Origin of the sequence: Paenibacillus kribbensis (genome assembly GCF_001705305.1) — a bacterium.
Lineage (GTDB): Bacteria > Bacillota > Bacilli > Paenibacillales > Paenibacillaceae > Paenibacillus > Paenibacillus kribbensis_B.
Window position 1 is genome coordinate 26652 of the sequence record NZ_MCBP01000004.1, and the last position, 26726, is coordinate 53377.

General features: G+C 46.2%; 20 protein-coding genes. 14 read left to right on the forward strand and 6 right to left on the reverse strand.

Features of this window, described 5'->3' with window-relative positions:
* The first annotated feature begins 30 nt into the window (after positions 1 to 30).
* From BAZ21_RS08745 to BAZ21_RS08760, 4 genes are all read left to right on the forward strand, one after another.
* Positions 31 to 708 (forward strand): S-layer homology domain-containing protein, encoded by a 678-nt coding sequence (locus BAZ21_RS08745; protein WP_068499087.1) that lies wholly within the window; start codon positions 31 to 33, stop codon positions 706 to 708.
* Positions 709 to 952: 244 nt separating this feature from the next.
* A complete protein-coding gene (locus BAZ21_RS08750; protein WP_068499088.1) occupies positions 953 to 1621 on the forward strand; it encodes a uracil-DNA glycosylase in 669 nt (222 codons plus the stop codon).
* Between the two features lie 16 nt (positions 1622 to 1637).
* Positions 1638 to 2060 carry a hypothetical protein gene (locus BAZ21_RS08755; protein ID WP_068499090.1) on the forward strand — a complete coding sequence of 141 codons (423 nt, stop codon included), beginning with the start codon at positions 1638 to 1640 and terminating at the stop codon, positions 2058 to 2060.
* A 121-nt stretch (positions 2061 to 2181) separates the two neighbouring features.
* Positions 2182 to 4068 carry an Ig-like domain-containing protein gene (locus BAZ21_RS08760; protein ID WP_068499092.1) on the forward strand — a complete coding sequence of 629 codons (1887 nt, stop codon included), beginning with the start codon at positions 2182 to 2184 and terminating at the stop codon, positions 4066 to 4068.
* 69 nt (positions 4069 to 4137) lie between these two features.
* On the opposite strand, the gene BAZ21_RS08765 is transcribed toward BAZ21_RS08760, so the two are convergent.
* Together BAZ21_RS08765 and BAZ21_RS08770 are read right to left on the reverse strand one after the other, a co-directional pair.
* Positions 4138 to 4440: a hypothetical protein gene (locus BAZ21_RS08765; protein ID WP_007431081.1), complete on the reverse strand. Its 303-nt coding sequence runs from the start codon at positions 4438 to 4440 to the stop codon at positions 4138 to 4140.
* Positions 4441 to 4823: 383 nt separating this feature from the next.
* Positions 4824 to 5018 carry a hypothetical protein gene (locus BAZ21_RS08770; RefSeq protein WP_068499095.1) on the reverse strand — a complete coding sequence of 65 codons (195 nt, stop codon included), beginning with the start codon at positions 5016 to 5018 and terminating at the stop codon, positions 4824 to 4826.
* A 139-nt stretch (positions 5019 to 5157) separates the two neighbouring features.
* Here BAZ21_RS08770 and BAZ21_RS08775 point away from each other — a divergent pair, with 139 nt between their 5' ends.
* Entirely contained in the window at positions 5158 to 5595 is a 438-nt protein-coding gene (locus BAZ21_RS08775) for a NucA/NucB deoxyribonuclease domain-containing protein (RefSeq protein WP_068499097.1), read from the forward strand.
* Between the two features lie 34 nt (positions 5596 to 5629).
* Here BAZ21_RS08775 and BAZ21_RS08780 read toward each other — a convergent pair whose 3' ends face one another.
* Positions 5630 to 5833, reverse strand: coding sequence for a hypothetical protein (locus BAZ21_RS08780; RefSeq protein WP_068499099.1), 204 nt, complete (start codon positions 5831 to 5833; stop codon positions 5630 to 5632).
* A gap of 114 nt (positions 5834 to 5947) precedes the next feature.
* Between BAZ21_RS08780 and BAZ21_RS08785 the strand changes: the two genes are divergently transcribed.
* The 7 genes from BAZ21_RS08785 (at position 5948) to BAZ21_RS08815 (ending at position 16472) form a co-directional block, all read left to right on the forward strand.
* On the forward strand, positions 5948 to 7768 hold the full coding sequence (locus BAZ21_RS08785) for a sensor histidine kinase (protein ID WP_068499101.1): 1821 nt from the start codon (positions 5948 to 5950) through the stop codon (positions 7766 to 7768).
* Complete coding sequence (locus tag BAZ21_RS08790) at positions 7743 to 9368, forward strand: response regulator transcription factor (protein ID WP_068499103.1); 1626 nt, start codon at positions 7743 to 7745, stop codon at positions 9366 to 9368. The genes BAZ21_RS08785 and BAZ21_RS08790 overlap by 26 nt, the downstream gene beginning before the upstream one ends.
* Before the next feature lie 152 nt (positions 9369 to 9520).
* On the forward strand, positions 9521 to 11203 hold the full coding sequence (locus BAZ21_RS08795) for an extracellular solute-binding protein (protein ID WP_068499105.1): 1683 nt from the start codon (positions 9521 to 9523) through the stop codon (positions 11201 to 11203).
* A gap of 237 nt (positions 11204 to 11440) precedes the next feature.
* Positions 11441 to 12331: an ABC transporter permease gene (locus tag BAZ21_RS08800; protein WP_010345499.1), complete on the forward strand. Its 891-nt coding sequence runs from the start codon at positions 11441 to 11443 to the stop codon at positions 12329 to 12331.
* A 27-nt stretch (positions 12332 to 12358) separates the two neighbouring features.
* Positions 12359 to 13237, forward strand: coding sequence for a carbohydrate ABC transporter permease (locus tag BAZ21_RS08805; RefSeq protein ID WP_068499107.1), 879 nt, complete (start codon positions 12359 to 12361; stop codon positions 13235 to 13237).
* 30 nt (positions 13238 to 13267) lie between these two features.
* Positions 13268 to 15367, forward strand: a complete 2100-nt coding sequence (locus tag BAZ21_RS08810; RefSeq protein ID WP_068499109.1) for a beta-galactosidase — start codon at positions 13268 to 13270, stop codon at positions 15365 to 15367.
* Positions 15368 to 15419: 52 nt separating this feature from the next.
* Positions 15420 to 16472: a glycoside hydrolase family 53 protein gene (locus BAZ21_RS08815; RefSeq protein ID WP_068499111.1), complete on the forward strand. Its 1053-nt coding sequence runs from the start codon at positions 15420 to 15422 to the stop codon at positions 16470 to 16472.
* A 96-nt stretch (positions 16473 to 16568) separates the two neighbouring features.
* On the opposite strand, the gene BAZ21_RS08820 is transcribed toward BAZ21_RS08815, so the two are convergent.
* The 3 genes from BAZ21_RS08820 to BAZ21_RS08830 all read right to left on the reverse strand — a co-directional run bounded on the left by BAZ21_RS08820 (position 16569) and on the right by BAZ21_RS08830 (position 21868).
* A complete protein-coding gene (locus tag BAZ21_RS08820) occupies positions 16569 to 18332 on the reverse strand; it encodes a methyl-accepting chemotaxis protein (protein ID WP_068499112.1) in 1764 nt (587 codons plus the stop codon).
* A gap of 324 nt (positions 18333 to 18656) precedes the next feature.
* On the reverse strand, positions 18657 to 20375 hold the full coding sequence (locus BAZ21_RS08825) for an NAD-dependent malic enzyme (RefSeq protein WP_068499114.1): 1719 nt from the start codon (positions 20373 to 20375) through the stop codon (positions 18657 to 18659).
* Positions 20376 to 20617: 242 nt separating this feature from the next.
* Positions 20618 to 21868, reverse strand: a complete 1251-nt coding sequence (locus BAZ21_RS08830) for a nitrate/nitrite transporter (RefSeq protein ID WP_068499116.1) — start codon at positions 21866 to 21868, stop codon at positions 20618 to 20620.
* Positions 21869 to 22286: 418 nt separating this feature from the next.
* Between BAZ21_RS08830 and nirB the strand changes: the two genes are divergently transcribed.
* Together nirB and nasC are read left to right on the forward strand one after the other, a co-directional pair.
* The gene (nirB, locus tag BAZ21_RS08835; protein WP_068499118.1) at positions 22287 to 24500 is read left to right on the forward strand and encodes a nitrite reductase large subunit NirB; all 2214 of its coding nucleotides are present in this window, start codon (positions 22287 to 22289) and stop codon (positions 24498 to 24500) included.
* 72 nt (positions 24501 to 24572) lie between these two features.
* Complete coding sequence (gene nasC, locus BAZ21_RS08840) at positions 24573 to 26696, forward strand: assimilatory nitrate reductase catalytic subunit NasC (protein ID WP_068499120.1); 2124 nt, start codon at positions 24573 to 24575, stop codon at positions 26694 to 26696.
* Positions 26697 to 26726: the final 30 nt, after the last annotated feature.

A 26726-nucleotide genomic window follows, 5' to 3' on the forward strand; every position in this document is an offset into this window, starting at 1 on the left:
GCCTAATTCAACTACAAGGTGGAACTTAACATGAGTATGAAAAAAAGTGTATTCGCAGCCGTTACAGCCGTATCTATTTTGTCCTTTTCCGTTGGAGGTCCATTGTTTGCGGCAGACAGTCAATTCAAAGATTTGGACAACGTAAGTGGTAAAGAAAAAGTCATATCCCTTAAAGATCGGGGGTTACTCAAAGGGGTCTCTGACACTCAGTTCCTCCCGTCTTCAAAAGTGACCGCTGCCCAAGGCGTTCAATTGATCTCTGGCGGACTCCAGTTCAGCTTGGCCGCTATCGATTTTATAAAGGCACCGCAGGCCAGCGACCTGTTCACCCATGTTAGGGATACCGCATGGTACGCCGATGCTTTTATCAACGCGCATTATAATGGTGTAGACATTCCCAAAGATATCGACCCTGCCAAAGCTCTGACCAAGGAGGAGTTTACCCACATGCTGATTCAGGGCATCGAAAAAGCGGGCGTTCTTCCCATGATTAAAATTGCACCTGTGAATATGGCTGACGACAGCGAATTGGAGCCTGCTTATCAAGGCAGCATTCAGCGCTCGCTCGTGTACAAGGTCAATACTTTGGATGCGACTGGAAAGTTTCATCCAAAAAGCGAGATCACACGTGCTGAAGCTGCAGTTATGTTATATAATGCATTGGAATACTTGAATGCTCATACAAATTCGTCACAAATACAGCAATAAAGAGCTTTTATCTGGGCGGATTTAAGCTTTCAATCACTTGACATCAATACCGTGAATGCTATAATAAGGAAATCGAATTTAGACCCTGCGGTAGCTGACTATCGTAAGAATACTCTTCTGGTCCTTCGACATAGAAGACAAGTAACGAATAAATAAGCTGGCTCCGGATAAGGGGTCAGCTTTATTTGTTTGGACAAAAAATTTATATTTTTCGAGATCTACATATCGAGAGGAGACGAGAGTTATGTTTGGGAATGACTGGGATAATGTGCTGCGGGAAGAGGTTGAAAAGCCATACTTTAATGATTTGAGGTACACATTAGCCCGTGAATACAAGATACACAAAGTATATCCTCCAAAAGAAGATTTATTTTCAGCACTCAAATTAACGCCGTATCATCTGACGAAAGCAGTTATATTAGGACAGGACCCCTACCATGGAGAGGGACAAGCTCACGGCTTGAGCTTTTCCGTTAGACCCGGTGTGCGTACGCCGCCGTCTCTACAAAATATATACAAAGAGATTCGTGATGATATCGGCACTCCTATTCCGAATCAGGGTTACCTTGTTCCTTGGGCTGAACAGGGCGTGCTGCTGCTGAACAATGTACTGACCGTACGTGAAGGACAACCTCAATCTCATCAGGGAATAGGCTGGGAACGTTTCACGGATGCTGTGATTGAAGCAATTAATGAGCGTGAGCAGCCGGCAGTGTTTATTTTGTGGGGCAGCCATGCTCAGAAAAAAGCAAGCTTCGTGAATACCAGCAAGCATTTGGTGCTGAAATCCGTTCATCCGAGTCCGCTCGCGGCTCACCGAGGCTTTTTTGGCAGCAAACCTTTTTCGCGTACCAATGCATTTTTGCAGGAGCATGGAATGGAGCCGATACGGTGGGAGATTCCTAGCCGCTAGCACTGGAGGTGGGGACATGCGTCAATGGAAGGGACGTCAGGTCATCTTATATCACGGCAACAACGGTCATACCCAAAAGGTGCGCGGGACGCTCGAAAAATGGGATGATACACGCAAGTACGTTATTATAGGCCCGAAAATGCTGGCTATTCCTTTTGAAAATATTGCGTATATTACCATGCTTCCTCCCGGACGTGAGCGCCGGAGCCGCCATCCGGCCAAGCTGAACTCCATTGGCTATGTGATGAGCGTTCCATTACAGTTTGATAATGCTATTTATTTTCAATCAGCAGTCACGGTTTGGAAAGATGACCAGTTGATTGCTCACAATATCAAATTGGCTAGTCATACGGATCATGATGTCGTGCTTGAAGATGGACAAACCTTGTCAAAGGAAGGGCATTTGTTCGTGGTGAGGTCGTTGCGTGGAGAACTTTAACTGTTATAATTCACCTTTTTTTTGCTAAAGGGTTCAATTTAGTTAACTGCTTGCCGATAAAAGGTAATGGGCTTGTTAATAATCCCCTATTTATAAAGATGAAACCAAGGGAGAGAAACGAATGGAACGTATGAAACGTATGAGCAAACGGAGTACCTTCTTACTTGCTTTGCTGATGTTTGTATTTGCAGCATGGCCAGCAGGTTTGATCCGGGCTGAGGAGAGCACGTCTTACACGGTGGAGTGGGATAGTCAAAATCCGACTACAGTCAATCTGGGCGGAAACCCTGCTCAATTAAAAGTGTGGTCTGTTACAGAAAAAGGAAAAACAGATGTAACCGAAAAAGCTGAATGGATCTCCGGGGACTCTGGTATTTTAAAGGTAGAAAAGGGACTTATCACACCAGTATCCAAAGGGCAGATCAAAGTTACCGCTACATATGAAAATCGGACGGTAGCGACGACTATTACCGTAAAATCGTCTTACAGTAAGCTGCAATTCAATCCGTCTGGTCCTTTGAATTTGACGATTGGCGGAGAATCGAAGCAACTGACTGCTCAAGGTGTGCTTAGCGGAGGCGGGACGGAAAATGTGTCCGGTGTGGAATGGACATCTTCGAATTCGACCGTTGCTACCGTAGAAAATGGACTTGTGCGTCCTCTTGCCAAAGGCGTGACTTACATTAAAGCCGACAAGGATGGACTTAAAGCACAAACTATTGTTTATGTGCGTTCTTCCTCCCAGGCATTGACATTGAGCGAGTCTGGCTCCAAATCGGTCTTTCTGGGCAGCTCCCCTATTCAGGTCACAGCAACTGATGTGAGCCTGACGGGCACCAAAACCGATGTAACCAACACGGCAGAATGGACCTCGTCCAATCCGCTGGTTGCTACAGTGGAGCAGGGTAAAGTCACTCCGATGGATGCAGGAAATTCGACGATTACAGCGTCCTATCACGGTTTGAGCAAGACGCTGAAGATTAATGTGCTGCCGACTGTGGAAAAGCTGGTATCGAGCAAAGCGAGTCTGACTCTCGAAACAGGCAGCAAAACTTCTCTTCCGACGATCTCTGCGTATTTGACCACTGGAGCCAAAAAAGCAGTTCAGTCCGATGTGAAATGGAGCTTAAGCAATGAAAGTGCAGTCAAGATAGCCAATGGCAAGCTGGTTGCAGTGAATCCGGGCAGTGCAACATTGACCGCTACAGTAGGTGCAATCAAGCTGGATATTCCGGTGACCGTACAATACAAAGTGCTCAAGCTGACGGCTTCTGAAAACAAATATGTGCTGGTTGCAGGACAAGAAGCAAGTCTTCCGACAATCAAGGCCCAAATGGCTGGTGGCGGAACAATTGATGTTACAAATCAGGTAAGCTGGGTAGCTACAACAGCCGCAGTTACAGTAGGCAACGGTAAAGTAAAAGCGGTAAGTGGCGGCAACTCGGGCATCAAGGCCATGTATATGAATAAATTCGTGAAGGTGCCTGTCATTGTAGAAGGAGCCATTTCTACATTGACACCAAACTTTACGAGTGCTGATATGAATTTGAAGGGGAGCAAATCCGTCAAAGTCATCGGCATATTTACAGATGGTAAAAAGGCTACGCTGAGCAACAAAGTAAAATGGACAACATCCAATGCTTCCGTAGCGGTTGTAAAAGGCACATCCATTAAGGCCGTTGGCATTGGAACCGCAACGATTACGGGCACATACCAGGATAAGTCGTTTAATATGCAAATCAAGGTGACGCCGAAGCTGCTCAAGCTGGTATTGAGTAACAAGAACCTTAAGCTTCCTAAAGGCTCCTCTCAAGTGCTTAGCGTGAATGCAGTTTATGATTCAGGCGCAATGACCAATGTGACAAGCTCAGCGGTGTGGACATCTTCCAAGCCGTCGATTGTACAGGTAACAGGCGGACAGGTGAAGGCAGTGGCGACCGGAAATTCAAGTATCAAAGTGGTCTATGGTGATAAAACCGTATCGACATCTGCTAGAGTGTTAAAATAGTCTGCGTGCGTTGCCACATTCACGTATACAAAATAACCCCCGGTCCAAAGACCGGGGGTTATTTTCAACTTACTCTACGCCGTCCTGATAATGGTTTTTCCAGTGCTTATCGCCCCTGTGGGCGAAGTCTTCAACTGTTTTTTCCAGAGTGGCTACCAGTTGGGCTTTAATCTCGGAAATCGTATCACGGAACAGTCTTTCTTCCGTACCATTAATTTTCTCACCATATAAAGCCTGAGCGGCTACAAATTGACGATGCTGTTCCACAAAATTATCAATCGAGTGCAGTGCATGTTCCACGTATTGCGAGATGCTATGATGCTCGTTAGGCAGTTGCAATTTTAATTCCTGAACTCTATTTAATAATGCCATGATGATCACCTCGTACGTTTTATTATGTCAATAATTATACATTATTTTCGGAAAACTTTCCTTAAATTTTGATTAAAATGTGACTTTTATTATATCGCGATTGCATTTTCATTGGTGATCGGGCATAATTTTCGGAATTATTGTACACTGCCTTTGTACTGTGATTTTAAAATTTAAAAAATATAATATAAAGATGATGTGAAGCGTGCTGCGACAGCTCTCTTTCTGACATGTTATAATATCGAAAAGCCAGTTGGAAAGGTTGTCAGTATGGTATGAAGCTTTTTAAAGGTTTGTTTTGGGGATTATTGATCAGTCTTCTCCTGTGGTGTGCCTTGTTTGGGCTTGTCCACTGGATATCGCATTGAGTCGCTTCATGCATCTTATACAATGACTCGTGCGACAGTATCCACGTCCTGAATTGAAATCGTATATACGTTTTCGTCATCGTAGAGCTTGAAATGCTGGTCCTCTTGTTCAGACAGGAGCTTAGGCCAGCCAATAACGGTACTTCCATTGTGTAACCGGATTACAACGGCTTGCATGTGGCTCACGGCCAGTTTGATCTCATCGTTCATCTGTGCAACCTCCTCTCTGTATTATTTGTCGTCGAATATTCAACCATTTTTTATAGTCCGTAAGGGGTTACAAAAAATAAAATCCAGGGATTCCTTGGTTGAAGGTATTCACTGGAATAGCTTGAAGGGAAGAGGAAAATTGAAGAAAAAACTGTTAAGTTTTATAACCGTAGTGCTATTGGCCGCGGGCATGTATTGGTTTAAAGGAGTCGACCTCCTTACGAAAACACCACAAGAGAACCCGTCCTCATCGGCACAGGTTACACTGCATTTTCCGTCAGATCGGTATCCAGAAACGGCGCAGCATATCAAGGAAGCGATTCAGACGGGAAAATCATCGGTATGCACAATTGACCGTGAAGGAGCCGAGCAAAATCGCAAGCATTCGCTTGCAAGTGTTCCTACTCGCAAAGGATACGATCGTGACGAATGGCCGATGGCGATGTGCTCAGAAGGCGGTAAAGGTGCAAATGTCAAATACATAGCTCCTAAGGATAATCGTGGGGCAGGATCATGGGTAAGTCACCAATTGGATGAGTATGAGGATGGAACTCGTGTAAAATTTGTCGTGAAATAATAATGCTATGAATTCGTGCTATGAATTCGTATAGTTACTTTTTATTTTTCTTAGGATGTTCCTGTTTGGCCCTAATCAGTGCCACAACATTATCTCCCTGTCCCTTAGGTTCCTGTTTGGTTTTAACCAATGCCAAAAAAGCAAAAAAGTCGCCTAATGTAGTGAAGCCGGCACCTAATATCGCCAGATCTTCAGCGGATAGTTGATTGAACCAGTCCATTTGCTTAGCGTCAAACATTTTATCACCGCCAACCGTTGATAATGTATAGTATGTACTGACAGCGGGGAAGGTCAGGGCTCAAGCAAACCTTTTTAGTATGCCTGTTTTTTGTGCAGAGGATGTGTAGACCACATGTTAAAATTTAATTTTTATACGAAAATCGTCTCTATTGTTATTCTATTGCTGATTCCTGTACTAGTTTTGTACGTCTATTCCAATCAGATGACGACAAGAGTGTTACGTAACGAGCTGAACCAGTCTAATTATAATCAACTGACTTTTTTTCAAAATCAGGTAAACACAAATATTGAAATGATATCCTCCTGGCCGCATTTGCTGATTCATGATCCTGATGTTGCCAGCTTTCAGGCCATTTTTTTAAAGGATAAGACTCTCAATTTAGATGGAATTAATCTTGTCAAACGTATCCAGACCAAGCTGGGACTTCAGGAAAGCTCATCGAATTGGAGAACCGGTCTGGATATCTATTCCCCTTCACTTGGACGTGTTGTATCAGAAAATGGAGCCGGTTTTTATGATCAGAAAAAACTAAATCAGTTGATTAAAGATGGCTGGCAGGTATCCAAAAAAAGAATGTACGGGAAGGATCAATTTATATTTTCATTGTATACATTATCCCCGTTTTCCTCACTTGGTAATCCTGAAACCGCCAACACGATTATTAAGGTCGAATTTGACAGCAGTAACATTCAGGACATGCTTGACCGCTTTAAAGGTGATGGACGGAAGGAGCCTTTTTATTATAAAAAAGGTGTAGGAGCGATCTATAATCGTACTGCAAATGAAGAACTGTCCGGCAAGCTGATTACGAAATTGGAAAAAATGGGGCTGCATGAGGTTGATAATCTATCCGTGAAAATTGGAGAAGAGAGCTACCTGGTTCATGCCGTTCTTTCGCAAACGACGGGCTGGTATTTAATTGACTACATGCCTTTGTCCGATATAATGTCTCCAATTTATTCTTCGAATCGATTATTTTATATCACCGTTGTTGGCTTGCTGCTGGTAGGCTTGATTGGTGCTTACCTGCTTCATTCACAGGTACAAGTGCCGATTCTCCAGCTTGTGCGGGCATTTCGGAGATTAAAGGATGGAGACTATGCTGTTCGATTAAGCCCAAGGGGGAGTCACGAGTTTGCTTTCCTGTCCCGTCAATTCAATCTGATGGTCGAACAGATCCAGGAGCTGTTTGAAAAGGTGTATGTTGAGCAGCTGCATGTCAAGGAAGCGCGTCTAAAGCAGCTCCAGTCACAAATCAATCCACACTTTTTTTATAATTGTTTTTCGTTCATTACAAGTATGGCGAAGCTCCAAAATCATGAGGCGGTCGTGGCCATGGCACATAATTTGTCCAGGTATTATCGATATACGACAAGGCAGGAACGGGATTTGGTGCCATTATCAGAGGAAGTCGAGTTTGTTCAATATTATTTGAAAATTCAGCAGATGCGTATGCCGCGGCTAACGTTTACAATTGATGTTTCTCCACAGGCCAATAGTTTGCTGATCCCGCTGCTTGTAGTGCAACCATTAGTGGAAAATGCGGTGCTGCACGGGATAGAGCCTCAAGTGGAGGACGGTCTCATCCATATTAAAACCGAGTGTGTCGGCTCGTATATGCACCTGATTGTGGATGATAATGGACTAGGCTTGAGCCAAGAAGCTATAACAGCCCTGACATCAACGCTTGACAAGCCTGTAGAAGAGAAACATGGCTACGGCTTATGGAATGTACATCAACGCATGCGATTGCATTTTGGAGAAGACGCCGGACTGGACTTCTCGTTGTCACCTTTGGGAGGACTGCGTGCGGTTTTAAAATGGCCGCTGCCAGCAGAAGCAGAGCCGACAAACGGCTTGATTGAACCTTCGTCAAATTCGAATATGGTTAAACTGGAGGGACCTTATGGTTCAGATATTATTGGTAGATGATGAAAGCTATGTAACAGAAAGTCTGGCGGCTACCATTTCATGGGAAACGCTGGGCATTGAGAGGGTTCATCAGGCGTCCTCCTCCTTAGCAGCAATAGATGTGCTGGAAGCCTATGACATTGACATTCTGGTTACGGATATTCGTATGCCCGGTATGACAGGGCTGGAACTGATTGTTGAGGTGAACGAGCGATGGCCGCACATTCGATGCTTGCTGCTCACAGGCTATGCCGATTTTGAATATGCTAAAAAAGCGATCCAGCTTAAGGCTTTTGATTATATTTTAAAACCGGTGGATGATGGGGAGTTTATGAAATGTGTATCAGCTGCCATCGATTCGCTAAAGGAAGAATGGGAAGCCTTTGACAAGGTTCATCAATTACAGTACAGCCGCAGGACCGATTTTGGTGTGCTGCGTACTCACCTAATGCATGATTTGGTGCTTGGGCGCCATCTGTCTATACAAATAATAGAGGACAAGTTGTCACAGTACGAAATTATGCTGCGCACAGGACAACGTGCCAGTATGCTGCTTATTCAGCTGGGCAAGCATTTTTCTGATATGGATTATCATTCGGTATCTTTAATTGAGTATGCGATTGGAAATATTGCTGAAGAAGTGTTTGCGCCCGATTTTTACGTTTGGCACTGTAAAGCGCCGCATGACTGTCTAATTGTATTAATAGAAGAAAATTGGAATCTGATTTCCGATCGGAGCATGGACGAGCAGAATCATATTTTGCGTACGACGATTGACAATTTTCGGAAAAATGTGAGCAACTACTTAAAAGGCGAAATTTACGTTACGGTAACCGGCTGGTTTATGTTCCCACAGGAGCTGCCTAAGGTGTACCAGTCAGCTATCAGATCCTTATACTGGAACCAGCAGGAGGAAACGGATACGCTGCTCTTTATAGAAGAACAGCCAGAACAGTCGCACAATTCAGCCAAGCTGCTGGAGGGGTTATACGTACACCCAACGCTGACCCATCTTTTGGAGTCCAGACAATGGGAGGAAGCTGAAACGAAGATAAACCGTGTATTTGGCAAGATAGAGGAAGCAGGGTATACCCGTGAGCATTTATATGAGCTTTTTATTACGGTAACGAGCGCATTTATGTACACAGCCCATAAGCAAGGACGCTTCATTACGCAGATGGATCAAACAGGCTTTGACCCGCTGCATGCGCAGAAAATGGTTCAATCGTTCTCCAATCTTAAGGAATGGATATTTTTGATGATGAACAAGCTAAAGTCGGAATGGTCCGCAAGTGAGCAAAACGCCAAAAGCTATGTGGTCAAGCAGGTTCAGGAGCTTATCTCTCAGGATAAAGGTCAGGAGCTGTCTGTTAAGACGATTGCCGATCAGGTTTATCTTCATCCGGTCTATCTGTCCAAAATCTATAAGGCTGAAACCGGAGAAGGTCTGGGAGATTATATCATCCGAATGAGAATGGAGCGGGCTCTGTATTTGCTCAAGTATTCCAACAAAAAAATATATGAAATTACAACCGAACTGGGCTATCAGAATCCCCAATATTTCAGTAAGATGTTCAAAAAGCATTACGGAATGACGCCGCATGAATTTCGGGACCAGTAAAGATGGGACCAATAAAGACGAGACCAGTAAAGACGAAATTAGTAAAGATCAGTTGGGAAAGGTGCAGAAATATTTATTTTGTGACATAGGCTGCGTAGAAAAGCCCTCTTATAATAAAAGAGTAGAAAATGATTTTTTTGAGGGGGAACAATATGCGAGTTCATTCGAAAAAAAAGCTGTTGTCGCTGCTCGCCGCAACTATGCTATTAGGAGTTGGCCTTGTGGGCTGCTCGGGCACGGGGAATGGTGGAGATACCAATAGCGCAGCCAAAACTGAAAACGTATACAAAGAAAAATACAATCCGGAAGTCACAATTTCCACAGTATGGGGTGTAGATCCTACCTTAAAATTTAAAAATGGCGAATCTATCGAAAATAATGTTGCGACCAAATGGGCTAAAGAGAAATTCGGTATTAATATAAAATCTCTCTGGTCTGTCACGGATACAAATGGTGCATTTGCTACGAAGCTGCGTTTGGCGATGTCCTCCGGTCAGGAGATGCCGGATGTCGTTGTACTGGGAACGGAAAATGAGCAGTTGGCGCAGGATATGATCGATTCCGGTATGTTCGCGGAAGCGGGTCCGTTGTTCGATAAATACGCTTCGGATTCCTGGAAGCAGGCGATGAATCAGGATACGAACGTATGGAACCAATATAGCCGGGATGGCAAAAAAATGGGTATTCCTGTACTCGATTTTGCTTATAACCACGATTATGTTTTGTGGGTACGACAAGACTGGCTGGACAAGCTGGGCATGAAGGCTCCTCAGACGATGGACGAGCTGGAAAAGGTGATGGATGCCTTTAAAAATAAAAATCCGGACGGACTGTCTCCGGACAAAGTGATTCCGCTCAGCATCGGTTTCAAAACGTCCATGAACACCTGGATGGGTGACCCGTCCTGGATTTTCGGGGCCTATGGCACACTTCCGCAACAATGGAACAAAGGTGCGGACGGCAATCTGGAATATGGCTCTGTGCAGCCAGGTATGAAGCCGGGTCTGCAAAAGCTGAATGAGTGGCTCAAAAAGGGATATATTCCGCAGGAAGCAGCATTGTGGGATGAGAATAAAACGTCAGAGCCTGCAGTCGCAGGAACAGCAGGCATCATACCGGGTCCATACTGGATGAGCGGCTGGCCGCTTCAGGATACGGTAAAAAATGCGAAGAGCGCCGTATGGAAGCCGATCAAGATTCCAGTGGGGCCTGACAACAAAGCCATGCGCCATGGAACTCAATACACCAATGGTGTCGTACTGATCAACAAACAAATGCAGCATCCTGAAGCTTTCTTCACCTATCAAAATTACTTGTTTGATCACTTTGCAAATGCCAAATCGGAAGGAGATTTGGCGAACGGGATGTTTAAGGGCTACGACTATGATCTGGACGCGAATGGAAAGCTGTTGTCTATCGACAAGATACCGGGCGGTTATGTTAACTCTGTTCGTTATCTGCTGGTTCGTGATGGTGCGCGTATACCTGATGCCCAAATGAAGGCTTTGTTAAGCTTGGCTGACGGCGCGGAAGCGAAGACCCGTCTGGAGAAGGATGTAATGGTTAATTACGGCAAAGATACGCCTGCGGCTGCCAAGGTATTGATGGAACAGAAGGACATCTCCATGAAAGATCAGTTCACGGGGCCTACTACGCCAACCATGAAGGCCAAAAAGGACTATCTGGATAAGATTGAAAACCAGACCTTCAATGAAATTATTTATGGCAAACAGCCGATTTCGGCATTTGATACCTTCGTGCAGACGTGGAAGAGTGCCGGAGGCGAACAAATTACAAAAGAAGTGAACGAATGGTATAAGAGCGTTGAGAAGTAAAGCAGTTGAAACTGACAGACAGGCTGTCCCAAAACGGGCAGCCTTTTTCATACTAATCACTAGATTATATTGGAAATAAATGCGCTACCATTATGCTTGCGAGATAGGCTACCATTCACATGGCGAGGCTGAAAAATGATTGCTTTTGTGCCATGTATGTTGGTTTTTTGAACTGTTTCGTTAGTAGGAACGCTTCTATAATTGAAGTATACCATGAGAGTTACAGGAGGAACTGCAATGAGAAGTCTGCAACGTACGTGGCCATTTCATATCATGCTGCTGCCAGCCATCATTTTTTTAATTGTATTCAGCTACATTCCAATGGGCGGGATCGTGATGGCCTTTCAAAATTACAAGCCTTGGCTGGGTATAACCGGCTCCGAGTGGGTTGGACTGGATAATTTCCGCTTTCTGTTCCAACGGGAGGACAGTCTGCAAGTCGTCTGGAATACGCTGATTATCGCGGTTCTAAAGATGTTTTTTAATCTGCTCGTTCCGTTTGTTTTTGCCATTCTGCTGAATGAAATTCGCAAGGTTGGACTTCAGCGATCCATTCAGACACTGGTTTACCTGCCACACTTTCTGTCATGGGTAATCTTGGGCGGGATTCTGGTTGATCTGCTCGCTACAGATGGTTTTATGAACCGTATTCTTGGCAGTTTTGGAATCCAGCCCATCTTTTTTTTGGGAGACAATAACTGGTTTCGCTTTACGGTGATCGTATCAGATATATGGAAGGAGTTTGGCTATAATACCATCGTATTTCTCGCCGCACTGGCGGGAATCAATCCTTCGTTGTATGAAGCAGCAGAGATGGACGGGGCAAGCCGCTGGAGACAGACGCTGCATATTACGGTGCCTTCGCTGATTCCGATGGTTGTGGTTGTGGGTACACTTGCACTCGGTAATGTCCTGAATGCCGGCTTCGACCAGATTTTCAACCTTTACAACCCGCTTGTATACCAAAAAGGCGATATTATTGACACGTTCGTCTATCGGACAGCGTTAATTAACGGGGAAATGGGCTTTGCTACCGCTATCGGATTGTTTAAATCTGTTATCAGTATGATTCTCATTCTGATTTCCTATCGACTTGCATACAAATGGGCAGGCTACCGTATATTTTGATTCCACAAGGCTGAAAGAGGGAGAGTCATGTATCATAAAACAACGGCATATCGCATCTTCAATGTGTTTAATATTTGTTTGCTCGTATTGTTATCCATCATGTGTATCGTTCCGCTGATTCATGTATTGGCGGTATCATTTAGTGCCAAATCAGCAGCAGACGCCAATCTGGTTGGACTGTGGCCGGTGCAATTTTCATTAGAAGCCTACAAGAAGACAATGAATAATCCTATTTTTCTGCACTCTATCTGGATTTCTGTTCTCCGGACCGTGCTCGGTACTGGCTTGACGCTGTTGATTACCTTTCTGGCTGCTTATCCACTTTCAAAAGAAACATCTGTATTCCGTAGCCGCAACGTATATTCATGGCTGTTCGTATTCAGTATGATTTTTAACGGTGGCCTGGTTCCATTTTATATGGTTATTCAAAAGATTCATCTCATGGACAGCTTTTGGGTACTTGTTTTGCCGGGAGCGGTCAATACATTTCTGGTCATCCTCATGTTGAACTTTTTTAGAGGAATACCCAAGGAGATGGAGGAGGCCGCACTGATCGACGGGGCAGGGCATTTTCGGACTTTGTTTAGTGTATTTTTGCCGATATCCCTGCCATCTATTGCGACGATTGCGTTGTTCAGTATGGTATTTCACTGGAACTCATGGTTCGATGGCCTGCTCTATTTGAGTAATGCCAAGGATTATCCATTGGCGACTTTCCTGCAAACGGTAATCATTCAGAAGGACATGAGCTCCATGAGTATGAGTCCCAAAGAAATGGAATTGCTTTCGCAAAAGACAGTGAATGCAGCGCAAATTTTCATTGGTGCAGCGCCTATTCTTATTGTATATCCATTTTTACAAAAGTATTTTGTTAAAGGCATGACGCTCGGTTCTGTCAAGGAGTAAACCCTATTGATCTAAAGGAGATGATTTACAGTGTCGCATCCAAACATATTCAAATACCCGCCAATCAGTGAGCGAGTTCCGCGCATGCTGCATGGAGCGGATTATAACCCTGAGCAATGGCAGCAATATCCCGAGGTGCTCAAAGAAGATATCCGGCTCATGAAGCTGGCTAAATGTAATGTGATGTCCGTCGGCATATTCTCATGGGTTTCATTGGAGCCCGAGGAAGGTGTATTTACGTTTGAATGGCTGGACCGTATCCTGGATTCGTTTGCCGAGAACGGAATATATGCGTTTTTGGCTACTCCTAGTGGAGCCAGACCAGCCTGGATGTCACAAAAATATCCCGAGGTGCTGCGTGTAGAGGCTAACCGTGTCCGCAACCTGCACGGGTTTCGCCATAACCACTGTTCTACGTCGCCTGTATACCGGGAAAAAGTAGGTATCATGAATACAAAGCTGGCCGAGCGCTATGCGAATCATCCGGCTGTCATTGGCTGGCATATTTCCAATGAATTTGGTGGGGATTGCCATTGTGATTACTGTCAGGAGGCATTTCGTGCCTGGGTGAAGGATAAATACGGCACGCTGGATAAGCTTAATCACGCATGGTGGACGACCTTTTGGAGTCATACGGTTACGGATTGGAGCCAAATCGAGTCTCCGGCCCCTCACGGTGAAACACAGGTCCATGCTATGAATTTGGACTGGAGACGGTTTGTGACCGATCAGACCGCAGATTTTATCAAACACGAGATTGTGCCACTCAAGGCAGCGAACCCGGCACTTCCGGTCACGACCAATCTAATGGAATTTTTTGAAGGACTGAATTACTGGAAATTTGCCGATCTGCTGGATGTTATATCCTGGGACAGTTATCCAACGTGGCATGACCGGGGAGGTGATGAGAGCCGTCAGGCTGCGAAGGTAGCCATGATGCACGATATTATTCGTTCAATCAAGGGAGGAAAACCTTGGATGCTCATGGAAAGTACACCGAGTTTGACGAACTGGCAAGAGGTCAGCAAGCTGAAGCGGCCAGGAATGCATCTGCTATCGTCTTTACAGGCTGTGGCACATGGGTCAGACACAGTTCAATATTTTCAATGGCGGAAAAGTCGCGGTTCGAGTGAAAAGCTGCATGGTGCAGTCGTCGATCATGTCGGACATGAGCATACTCGGGTATTCGGGGATGTGACGGAGGTTGGCAGTGTGCTGGAAAAATTGGAGGAGGTTATCGGTACATCTGTACCTGCGGAGGCTGCAGTTATTTTTGACTGGGAGAACCGCTGGGGAGTCAACGACTCGCAAGGGCCGCGAAATAAAGGTGTGAAATATGAAGAGACAGCCGAAGCGCATTATTTGGCATTGTGGGAGCAGGGTGTGCCTGTAGATGTCATTCATATGGATGCCGATTTCTCCAAATACAAGCTTATAGTAGCTCCGATGCTTTATATGGTGCGCAGCGGTGTAGGCGAGCGAATACAAAAGTTTGTTGAAAGCGGTGGCATTTTTGTAGCAACCTATTGGTCCGGCATTGTGGATGAACATGATTTGTGCTTCCTTGGAGGCTTTCCGGGGCCGCTTCGCAAGACGCTGGGAATTTGGTCGGAAGAGATCGATGGGCTGCATGATCACGACCGAAATCGAATTATGCCGGTTGAGGGCAATGAGTTGGACCTGCGCGGTGAGTATGAGGCTGTAGAACTGTGCGATCTCATCCATACGGAAGGTGCAGAGGTACTGGCTGTATACGGTTCAGACTTTTATGCAGGACGTCCAGCCTTGACGGTGAACCGTTTGGGACAGGGAAAAGCTTATTACATCGCTTCACGCAACACGGGATCGTTCAACAGTCATTTTTACAGAAGTTTGATTGAGGGTGAAGGAATCAGTAAGGCACTCAATGTCAAGCTGCCGCATGGAGTAAATACGGCGATTCGTACCGATGGAGTTCACGATTATATTTTTATATTGAATTTTACTCATGAGTCGCAAGAAATTACACTCGATGGACGAATCTATGTAGATATGCTGGAAGACCGTGTGATTGAAGACGATAAACTTCGATTGAATGACTATGCTGTTAAGGTTCTCAAGACAGAGCGCAATAAATCGGGAATTGTATAAACTTAAATTCAGAGGAGAACGGCGAGTCCAAAATTCAGATAGGAGATGACTTATGAAAACAAGTAACCGAATTATACTATTTGCGGTGTTGATTTTGTTATCCAGTATTTTGTACCCGTTCGGCTCTGCAGGGTTGGGGACGGCTTCAGCCGCCCCTGCTTTTGCCAAAGGAGCCGATATAAGCTGGGTAGCAGGAATGGAAGCACAAGGTATGACCTGGAAGGATAAAAAAGGGGTTCGTCGGGATGTACTGCAAATTTTGCGAGACGATTACCAGATCAACTCGGTACGTATCCGTGTATGGGTAAATCCTAATATGAATGATTATGCAAGCGGTTACATGAATGCTGAGAAGGCGGCAGAGCTGGCGCAGCGAGCCAAAAAATTGGGCATGAGCGTTATGCTGACCCTGCATTATAGCGATTCCTGGGCTGATCCAGGCCAGCAGAACAAGCCTTACGCATGGCGGAATTTAACATTTACACAACTTATGGATGCAGTCTGGTCCCACACGGTTTATGTTATGAATACAATGAAAAGCAAGGGCGTGACACCAGACTGGGTACAAATCGGTAATGAGACGAACAATGGAATGCTCTGGGATGACGGTAAAGCCTCGGTGAATATGAAAAACTATGCATGGCTCGTCAATACAGGCAATAACGCTGTAAAATCGGTAAGCAGCAGCACCAAGACGATCGTACATTTGGCTAACGGGGATAACGGTTCCACGTTAAACTGGAATATTGGTGGGCTGATTGACAATGGAGCCCAGTTTGACCTCGTCGGGCTGTCTCTGTATCCGTCTCCCTCTGACTGGCAGGGCAAGGTGGATCAGACGATTGCCAATGCCAATAGTCTCATTGCAAAATACGGCAAGGGCATTGTCATCAGTGAAATCGGGATGGACTATAATGAACCTGCAGTTTCCAAGGCATTTATTGCCGCTATCAAAACAAAGGTTCGGAACATCGGGGGTGGCAAAGGCGCAGGGGTATTTTATTGGGAGCCGGCTGCAACCCCAGGCTACAATAAGGGCTACAACAAAGGTGCTTGGCAGGCTGACGGAAAGCCAACCTCCGCGTTGGAAGGATTTTTAAATTAAACTAATTACGGGAATGTCAAAGAACCTCTAATTTGCATGTTATGCAGAATAGAGGTTCTTTATTGTTATCTATGACATATGGATGAGGCTGCAGCTTTAGGCTTTTCGATCGACTTTGAAGAATGAAATAAGTTCCTCCAGCTCACGAGACATCGACGACAGCTTGTCGGAGGCAAGCACGATTGAAGCCATGGATTCGGCCTGTTCTCCGATCGTATGTTCAATTTCCTTGCTGCTGTCTGATGTTTTGCTGATTGTGGAGGATAACTCGTCAGAGGTTGCCGTCATTTCCTGTGTGCTGGCTGAAATCTGTTCTGTTGCACTGGAAACCTCCTGAATTTGTGACGATACTTTATTGGCGGCATTTAAAATCTCCGAGAACATTTCACCTGTCTGTTTGGTAACCTCCAGTCCGATCTGGACCTCCTTCGAGCCGAGGCTGACACCTTCTACGGTTTGCTCAATTTCTTTTTGAATTTCCTCAATCAGCTCGGCGATTTGTCTGGCAGACTCTTGAGACTGTTCAGCCAAATTGCGTACTTCTCCTGCGACTACAGCAAAGCCTTTACCCTCCTCACCAACTCTGGCAGCCTCAATGGAGGCATTCAGTGCAAGCAGATTGGTTTGGCTGGCAATTCCAGTGATGATGTTTACAATGTTACTGATTTCGTTAGAACGGCTTTGCAGTGCATTAATGGAGACAAAGGTTTTTTCCATCGAGTTGGAGATTGAATCCATTTGAGCGGAAACTCTTTGCACGACCTGATTACCTTCAACGGAGCGTTTTTCCATAGAATAAGCTTCATCTGCCACGGAAGAGGAGCTTCCAGCAATCGTCTGAACGACCGTAGACATTTCATTCATGGCTCGGGAGCTTTCAATTGCAGCATGGGTTTGCGCTTCAATTCCCTGGGAAATCTCTTTCATATTGTTGTTAATGACGTTCGTATTTGTATTGTTTTGCTCACTAATACTTAGCAATTCCTGAGCTGATACCGTAACTTCCTGGGTCGTATCCTGTACTTTTACCATTGTATCGTTAATGCGTTTGATCATGGTATTAAACTTTTGATTAATGATGCCAAGGTCGTCCACACCTGTCTTGATTTTTACATTCAGATTTCCCTCGCTGACTTCCTCAATGCCCCTCATCAGGGAGCGAATCGGAGAGAGGGTGCGTTTGACCAGAAAATATTGAATCGTTAAGAAGATAGCAAGGAACAGAATGAGTAGGGAAATGCCATATACAAGCAGCTTATGAAGTCCGGCCGGTACAGAGCTCGCGTCTACGTCAAAGTAAATGGCGCTTGTAATTTTTCCGGTATCATCTGTAATCGGGTAAATAATGGTAGTCCATACCCCAAAATCATCGGTGTAAAAGCTGCTCAACTCCGATTGTTTGGATTCAAACATTTTATTTACAGCTTTTACATTCGCGTCGGGAAGGTCGTACATATCTCCTATATTCAGCTTTGAGTCTTGGAAGGATTGAACTAAGTTTGTCGGAATGCTAATAACGGAGGTTTGATTTCCTTCTTTTAATTCTGTGCCAAATATGTAAGCTTGGGCAACATTAGGATAAAAAGTATGAATAGAATCGAGAAATTTGCGTAAATCCTGTTGAGCAGAACCGTTATAATCTTTTTCGCTTAACGCTTGTTGTATTTTTGTTTTGTCGACATCATTTGCCCATTTTTTGGTCAGTACTTTAACCTGATCTTGCAACTGGGTGGTCAAAATATTCTCTTCAAGAATATAGCTGGATGTGATGAGAATAGCACCTATTAATACTATGTTGATAAAAGAAATTAATAGATTTTTACCAAAAAAGGACATAGTGCTCCACTTCAAGTTTTTCACGTGTCTCTTCTCCTTTGAATTAGAATTTTTAGTGTAATATACGACTTACGACCTATCCCTTATATATTTCGTCAATTTCCTTTCTAAATGTTAGCTATTTATTAAAATTGGAGTGTATTGGCTGTTTATTGGTGAAATAATGACAAAAAACGACAAGGGACTTTGCTCAATTTAAGTGGAAAAAATGGGGGACGAAGGGGGGACAGGCTTTATGAAAATTCGTAAAAATAACAAGCGACGGCCCACCATTGAATGAAGCTGTGGAGCCGCCGCTTGTCGGCAAAACGAGTATGCAAGTACAACTTGATGCTGTTCGGTATTTTTTTAAACCAGGACTGCTTCCTGACTATATTGTCTGATGGGTTTATAATTGCAAACCCACATTGCATCCCGAACCGCTTGTGTGATATCATCCGGCTGATGACGTGCTACTCCATCCTGAACTGCAGCTTTAGCTACGGCTATGGCTACAGCTTCAGATACTTCTCGCAGTTCGTTGATTTTTGGAAGCAGGGAAGCTCCAGGCTGTGATAAATCAACCATTTGAGCTACTGCATGGGCAGCAGCCGCAAACATGCTGTCTGTAATAATTCTCGATTTTACCACGATTGCGCCTAGACCAAGACCCGGGAATACGAAAGCATTGTTGGATTGTCCGATTTCAAACTTGATATTGTTGTAGATGACTGGCTCAAAAGGACTTCCCGTGGCAATAAGTGCTTTTCCTTCCGTCCAGCGGATCAAGTCTTGCGGAGTTGCTTCAGCCAGCGGAGTCGGATTGGACATAGGCATAATAATTGGACGTTCGGTATGCTTGGCCATCTCTTTCACGACTTCCTCACTAAACGCTCCGGCAACACCAGAAGTTCCGATCATAATTGTTGGTTTCACACGGCGAATGACTTTCAGCAGAGGGATTTTGCCATCTTCATCATGCTCCCAGTCGCGGCATTCTGCGGCATCTCGTACATAAGGAACCTGGAATGGGAAAAGTCCTTCCGTTTCATTGGTGAGCAGGCCGCGGTAATCATAAGCCCAGAACTTGCGTTTTGCTTCGGTTTCCGACATTCCTTCCAGCATCATGGCTGCACTAATCTGGTCTGCATTACCGATACCGGCAGCTCCCGGCCCAAAGACTAGAACTCGATGCTTGCTCAGCGGGATTCCGGACAATTGAACACCGGACATAACACCTGCGAGCGTAACCGCGCCAGTACCTTGAATATCATCATTGAATGTCAAAATGCTGCTACCATATTTGTTGATAATATTGCGCGCATTAACATTGCCCAAATCTTCCCAATGCAACAAAGCATTCGGGAAATAAGAAAGTGCAGTTTGAACATAGGTGTCAATAAATTGGTCATATTGCTCTCCGCGAACACGCTTATGACGGTTCCCCATATATAGAGGATCTTCCAACAGCTTCTCGTTGTTTGTACCCGCATCAAGGACGACTGCCAATACCCGGCTAGGGTCGATTCCCGCAGCGGCTGTATAAACAGCAAGCTTACCGATGGAGATGTTAATTCCCCCGACTCCCCAGTCACCAATACCTAAAATACTTTCGGAATCTGTGGCTACGATGAGATCGATATCATCAGGTTCCAAGTTCAAATTTTTAAAAGCATCCTTAATTCCTGCGAGATTATCAATAGATAAATACATACCACCGGGCTTATGATATTCATGGCTATATTCCTGTATAGCCTGACCAACCGTTGGCGTATACACAATTGGAAGCATTTCGCTTAGATGCTCAGAGAGCAAACGATAGTACAGAACGGTATTTCGATTAAACAGATCATTTAAAGCAACGTTTTTGCGTAAATTGTCCGGTTGGCTCTGGAATTGCTCATATACCCGTTGAACCTGCTCCTCAATGGTTAATATGGTAGGAGGGAGCAGACCGTCAAGTCCGAGCTGCTGCCGTTCTTCAAGAGTAAAAGCCACTCCCTTATTCAGCAGTGGGTTGGCAAGCAGATCTTTTCCAGTTAATCTGGTTTCGATAGATCCATCTTCAGTAAGATGAAAAGCACGCATTCTGATTCCTTCTTTCCAAAAAAATACATTTCGTAAAACCTTGAACATTGCGTGAACAAGTATACGCTTTATTTTAGCTCAAGTGAACAAGTATGTTGTGTGAAAAATGGTTATATAAGTGTTTTCATATGAAAAATTATGAAAATTATGAAAATTCAATAAAGTAAAATAAAAAAATAGCCTTAACCTCAATTTTATATCATTGAAGTTAAAGCTTATGGGTTGAACTAAAAAAGGTAACTTTATTGGACATCAACCTTTAATTCCCTGATACGGCGGGTAGCTTCATCAGTAACTGAAGCAGGAGGGCGCATCCAGCTGTTGCGCCATTTTAGCTGCATTACGATGACGAGAGCAAAAGCGCAGAAGGTGATCAGGCTCAGACAGATGAAGCCAGGCATATAGGAACCCGTTAATTTGTACAGATTGCCGAGAATAAGTGGTAGAAAATATCCGCCTATGCCACCCGCGGCGCCAATAATGCCGGTCATGAGCCCAATTTCGTTTCCGAACCGTTGCGGCACGAGCTGGAATACAGAGCCGTTGCCAGCGCCAAGGCACATCATGCCTACAAAAAGCAGCACTACAACCAGGGCAAGCGGCGGTAAAAATGCAATGCCCGCGAGCATGATCGCGGCTCCAGCATACAAATACATTAACATGCGTGAACCACCGATCCGATCAGACATAAAGCCGCCCACAGGCCGAAAGAAGCTCCCGGCAATCACACAAACGGTTGCAAAATCGGCGGCGTGTACAGCAGAAAGGCCGTATTGAGTATTAAAGAAAATGGTCAAATAATTAGAAAGCCCGACGAATCCTCCGAACGTTACACAGTAAAAAGCGCAGAATACCCATGCATCTCCCTGTTTAAGCACTGAAGCGTATTGAGACAGACGTTTGGGTGCCGGTCGGTGAGGGCTGTTGCGGGCAAAAATACTGAATAATATGAAGACGACGAAGATCGGAATAATGGCCAAACCGAAAACGGCCTCCCAACTGCCAAAATGCTGTGCGAGGCGGTTGGCAAACAGGGTCGCTAGGACGGTACCGCTATTGCCAGCACCGGCAATTCCCATAGCCAAGCCTTGATGCTCCTTGGGGTACCATTGACTGGCTAATGGTAGCGCAGCTGCAAATGAGGCTCCGGCTACACCCAGCAGCAGGGCGACCATGTACAACTGATCCAGCGAATCAACCCACAACCAACCGAGCAGGAGAGGAATGAATGTCACAAGCATACCGATCTGTCCGGTGAGCTTTGGACCGATATAATCTGACATGAAGCCAAGCACGAGCCGCAGCAGGGAACCGCCTAGCACCGGAAGAGCGACAAGGTTGGCTTTTTGTAAAGGGTCCATGGGGTAGTCATTAGCAATGACAACAGACAGGGGGCCGATCATCCCCCATATCATAAAGCTGATATCAAAATACAGGAAGGCGCCAAATAGCGTGGGCTTGTGTCCGCTTTGCCAGAAACTTTTTTTGTTCATTCTCCATCTCTCCTGTTCCTATTTTGTTCTTGGTCCATCCAATGTAATGTTGAACATGAAAAGCCGCAAATCTCCCCTGTATGGTGCCTGGGGATGATTTGCGGCTTCATTGCCATAGTTGACACACCTCATTGTGCGTCAATCAGGTATGATCACGTTCGAGTGATTTTAATCCAGATTATAAAAAATGGTTCGTTGAATGTCAATATACATAACATAAAAAACAGAAATAAAATAAGGTGAAGACAAAAACGCAGGCTTTGTGTATTGAATATTGACATAATGCTCACAATTCATTAATCTTAGGTACATATCGGCACAACGGTGTGTCGGCATTTGCGGCAACGGTGCCCTTTTCCTTTGAATGGAGAAGGGCTTTTTCTGTCTTATTTTATGTGGAGAATGGGGCTGGTTCGTTATGATGAAAAAACTGGTCATCGTCGGCAACGGTATGGCAGGTATCAAATGTGTAGAGGAAATACTCGATCTCGAGCCGGATCAGTTTCAAATCACAATATTTGGTGCAGAACCCCGTCCCGGGTACAACCGAGTACTCCTGTCCAAAATGCTGCAGGATGAAAGTTCATTCGAACATATCGTTACTCATAACTGGGCGTGGTATGAAGAGAACGGAGTAAGGCTGTACGCCGGCGAACGTGTCTGTGACATTGATATTGCAGCCCGTACGGTGGAAACGGAATCGGGTATTAAAGAACCATACGACATGCTCATACTGGCAACTGGCTCGTTGCCCTTCATACCTTCCATTCCCGGAGCCCGGAAACAGGGAGTCATCGCTTTTCGAAATGTGGGTGATTGTGAAACCATGGCTGAGTATGCCAAAACGTACGAGAAGGCCACGGTCATTGGAGGGGGATTGTTAGGGCTTGAGGCCGCACAAGGTCTGCTGAATCTTGGAATGAAAGTCGGAGTTGTTCATAATGCACAGTATCTTATGAATCGTCAGCTTGACCGGGCAGCGGCTGTTCTTTTGCAAAGAGAACTGGAGCAACAGGGGATGTGGTTTCATCTGGCCAAGAAAACGGTCGACATTATGGGGCGTAACAGGGCGCAGGGACTGATGTTTTCGGACGGGAACAGGCTGGATACGGATTTGGTTGTGCTGGCGGTTGGTATCCGGCCGAATACCGAATTAGTGCAGGGCAGCGGTCTGAAAGTCAACCATGCTATTGTCGTGGATGATTTTATGCGTACAAGTATTCCCGGTATTTATGCAGTCGGTGAATGCGCTGAGCACCGTGGGATTTCATATGGGCTGGTGGCGCCATTGTATGAGCAGTGTAAAGTATTGGCAAAAGTCATTTGTGGCCGTGAAACGGCTCCCTATGAAGGATCCGTCCCGTATGCGCAGCTCAAGGTTGCGGGGATTCAGGTGTTTTCCGCAGGAGACATACGTGAAGAGGGAAACGAAACGGCAGTAATGGAATATGACGGTATACGGGGGATTTACAAAAAAGTGATGATGCGTAATAGCGCGGTCACTGGCGCTATTTTGTTTGGAGATACGGCGGAAAGTACCTCGCTGCTCGGAATGGTACGACGAGGTGCACCTGTTGCAGAGCTTGCTACACAAGATAAAGATAAAGGTAAAGGTAAAGGTGTAAGCAGAGCGGAGGAAGAGGCCGCCAAGCTGTCGGATGAGGAGACGGTATGCGCGTGCAACGGCGTGAGCAAGGGGACTATTTTACGAGCGATTACTATAGATAAGCTAAAAACCGTGGAAGAGGTTAAGAGTCGGACCAAGGCATCCGCTTCCTGCGGGGGGTGTCGGCCGCTGGTGGCTGCATTGCTCAAAAATGGTTCGTCCCTTTCGGCAATTTCAGGAGCTGTAGCTGCTCCGGCTGTCCAAGAGGCTGTTCCTGTGTGCGGATGTACGCACTACGATCATGATTCGCTTAAGACAGCCATGGTGACCGCGCAATGTCGGACTCCAGTGGAAGTCGTGTCCCGTCTCGGCTGGACCAGACAGCAGGGGTGCGAATTATGTCGTCCGGCTGTACTTTATTACCTGGAATCCCTTGGGTTGCGGGACAGGTCTGCGTCAGGTCAGTTGGTTGGAGGTGTTGCGATCCAGGCCGCCGCACAGCACAGCGGAGAATCAGCCTCTATGAGTCCGCGTTTTGTGAATTTTATGGATCTGAATGGCGAGAGCCTGCTGTTTTCCGAGTCCATTCAGATAGGCGGTGAGGCTTTTGCAGAAGTAGCCTGGCTGAAAGAACGACTGTCGGCTGTCTGGGGGAGACGCGCATTGCCAGCGCCGATTGCAGTTGCAGTTTGCCCGGGCCCGGAGTATCCGGGAGGTGTGCTCGTCCATGACATCGGACTATCCCGATCGCCGGCAGGGTGGGAAGTTTATGCTGGTGGTCATGCGGAGCATCCGGTTCGCCAGGGGCGGCTGATTGGCGTGGAGGAGAACGCGGAAGAAGCGGTCTTGATGGCTGCGGCTTGCTTGCAAATGTATCGGTATAACGCACGGTATGGGGAGAAAATGTGGGAATGGATTGAAAGGACTGACATTTTGGTATTGCGGGAGAGTGTGCTCGACGCAACTCTTCGAAGTGAATTGGCGGGCAGGATGTGCGTCGACAAAGCTGAGAGGGTAACTGGTTAAGCAGGAATGGTGGCGATCCATTTGTACGTGTGCAGACAATAAAGTTGTGAAGAATGGAGAGGGGGAGACTCAATGATGGATACACAGTGCCCGTTTTGTAGTGTGCAATGCAAGATGACCGTTAGCACAGATATAGAGTCACTTGCTGGTGTCACCCGTACAGTGTACAGAGCGGAAGGGAAACCTAACGCAGCCTCGCAGGGCAGGATGTGCGTCAAGGGGATGAATGCATATCAGCATACAATCCATGCAGAAAGGCTGCTGCGGCCCCTTATGCGTAAAGCAGGCAAGCTTATGCCGGTTACATGGGAGGAGGCACTGGATGCTGTCGCCAGCAGTCTCACTTCAACGCTGTCCGCACAGAGTTCAGATGCAATCGGCATATACGGCGGTGGCTCGCTATCCAATGAAACGGCTTATTTACTTGGTAAATTTGCCAGAGTGGCTGTAGGGACGCGCTATATCGATTACAACGGCCGCTTCTGTATGTCGGCCGCTGCATCTGCTGGCAGCAAGGTGTTTGGTATTGACCGTGGACTGACCTGCAGGCTGGCAGATATTCCGTTAGCACAGTGTATTGTGCTCGCAGGTACGAATATTGCTGAATGCCAGCCGACACTCATGCCTTATTTTCACCAGGCCAAGGAGAACGGAGCGTATATCATCGTCATTGATCCTCGTGCCACTCCAACGGCGGCCGCTGCCGACCTGCATGTACAAATCAGACCGGGTACAGATGCGACACTGGCCAACGCCATGCTAAAGGTCATCGTGGATGAGGGATTAGTGAATGAAGAGTTTATCCGCAAGCGGACCAACGGCTACGAGCAACTGCTGAAGCATTTGAACGGTGTAGATTTGAATGAATCAGCTGCGCTGTGCGGAATTGAACCGGAGGTGATCCGACAGGCCGCGCGCGCTTTTGGTGGTGTAAAGACGGGGATTATTTTTACTGCCAGAGGGGTCGAGCAGCATACAGATGGACATATGGCAGTGCGTACCTTTCTTAATCTGGTGCTGGCCACCGGCAAGATTGGCAGAGAAGGCTGTGGGTACGGGGCCATCACGGGTCAGGGTAACGGACAAGGGGGACGGGAACACGGTCAGAAGGCGGATCAGCTCCCCGGCTACAGATCAATTGAGAATGAAGCAGATCGGGCCTATGTGGCGTCTGTGTGGGGGGTTGAGCCGGACAGTTTACCGGGAAAAGGAGTATCGGCCTATGAAATGATGGAGCTCGTTCATCAGAGAGAAATCGAGACGCTGTTCGTGATGGGCTCTAATCCTGTCGTATCCAATCCGAATGCCCGACTGGTGGAGGAAGGGCTGAAAAAACTCAAGCTGTTGGTTGTGGCGGATATGTTCCTTACTGAAACGGCGCGGATGGCCGACATTGTTTTGCCTGTAACCTCTTATCTGGAGAATACCGGGACGATGACCAATCTGGAGGGGCGTGTTCTGTTGCGTGAAGCGGCGCGATTTGCTCCGGGCGAGGCTAGAGATGACTGGCGTATTTTATGTCAAATAGCTGCGGGGCTGGACAGGGGAAGCTACTTCTTGTATAAGGATGCTGAGCATATTTTTGAAGAATTGCGACTCGCCAGTCGAGGGGGTGCTGCCGATTATTACGGGATCACTTATGACAGGCTGCGTCGTGAGGAAGGCGTATATTGGCCATGCCCGTCACCTGACGATGCGGGTATGGATATGATGTTTCGGGAATGCTTTGCCCTCTCTGATCAAAAGGCCGTTTTTACGGTGGTTGAAAGTCGTGGAGCTGGAGAGCAGACGTCCGAGGAATACCCGCTTATTCTGACAAACGGCCGCGTGCTGGCTCACTATTTAACAGGTGTACAAACGCGCAGGAGTCCGACGCTAACTGCGCGCGAGATTGAAAACTTTGTGGAAATTCATCCACGTACAGCGCGCCGCTGGCATATCAGGGACGGGGAATGGGTAGAAATCACGTCACAGCGAGGAAGCTTCACCGTGCGCAGCCGAATCAAACCGAATATCCGCGAAGATACGCTCTTCGTACCTATGCATTGGGGCGGTGTGCAAAATGTAAACCAGGCGACCCGAGCAGACCTCGATCCATTCTGCCGAATGCCGGGCTTTAAAACGGCTGCTGTACGCATCCGCCCCCTCCACCTGCCTGTAGTCGCGATCAGTGCAGATCGTGGTGAATGGCTTTAGTTCTACAGCATTCTTTTATGCATAAAAGGC

Bases quoted from the DNA above. Each gene is read 5' to 3' on its own strand.
- BAZ21_RS08830 (WP_068499116.1), bottom strand. From the start codon at position 21,868: ATGAACAAAAAAAGTTTCTGGCAAAGCGGACACAAGCCCACGCTATTT.
- BAZ21_RS08790 (WP_068499103.1), top strand. From the start codon at position 7,743: ATGGTTCAGATATTATTGGTAGATGATGAAAGCTATGTAACAGAAAGT.
- BAZ21_RS08765 (WP_007431081.1), bottom strand. From the start codon at position 4,440: ATGGCATTATTAAATAGAGTTCAGGAATTAAAATTGCAACTGCCTAAC.
- BAZ21_RS08770 (WP_068499095.1), bottom strand. From the start codon at position 5,018: ATGAACGATGAGATCAAACTGGCCGTGAGCCACATGCAAGCCGTTGTA.
- BAZ21_RS08750 (WP_068499088.1), top strand. From the start codon at position 953: ATGTTTGGGAATGACTGGGATAATGTGCTGCGGGAAGAGGTTGAAAAG.
- BAZ21_RS08815 (WP_068499111.1), top strand. From the start codon at position 15,420: ATGAAAACAAGTAACCGAATTATACTATTTGCGGTGTTGATTTTGTTA.
- nasC (WP_068499120.1), top strand. From the start codon at position 24,573: ATGATGGATACACAGTGCCCGTTTTGTAGTGTGCAATGCAAGATGACC.
- BAZ21_RS08780 (WP_068499099.1), bottom strand. From the start codon at position 5,833: ATGTTTGACGCTAAGCAAATGGACTGGTTCAATCAACTATCCGCTGAA.
- BAZ21_RS08755 (WP_068499090.1), top strand. From the start codon at position 1,638: ATGCGTCAATGGAAGGGACGTCAGGTCATCTTATATCACGGCAACAAC.
- BAZ21_RS08825 (WP_068499114.1), bottom strand. From the start codon at position 20,375: ATGCGTGCTTTTCATCTTACTGAAGATGGATCTATCGAAACCAGATTA.
- BAZ21_RS08795 (WP_068499105.1), top strand. From the start codon at position 9,521: ATGCGAGTTCATTCGAAAAAAAAGCTGTTGTCGCTGCTCGCCGCAACT.
- BAZ21_RS08805 (WP_068499107.1), top strand. From the start codon at position 12,359: ATGTATCATAAAACAACGGCATATCGCATCTTCAATGTGTTTAATATT.
- BAZ21_RS08760 (WP_068499092.1), top strand. From the start codon at position 2,182: ATGGAACGTATGAAACGTATGAGCAAACGGAGTACCTTCTTACTTGCT.
- BAZ21_RS08745 (WP_068499087.1), top strand. From the start codon at position 31: ATGAGTATGAAAAAAAGTGTATTCGCAGCCGTTACAGCCGTATCTATT.
- BAZ21_RS08785 (WP_068499101.1), top strand. From the start codon at position 5,948: ATGTTAAAATTTAATTTTTATACGAAAATCGTCTCTATTGTTATTCTA.
- BAZ21_RS08800 (WP_010345499.1), top strand. From the start codon at position 11,441: ATGAGAAGTCTGCAACGTACGTGGCCATTTCATATCATGCTGCTGCCA.
- nirB (WP_068499118.1), top strand. From the start codon at position 22,287: ATGATGAAAAAACTGGTCATCGTCGGCAACGGTATGGCAGGTATCAAA.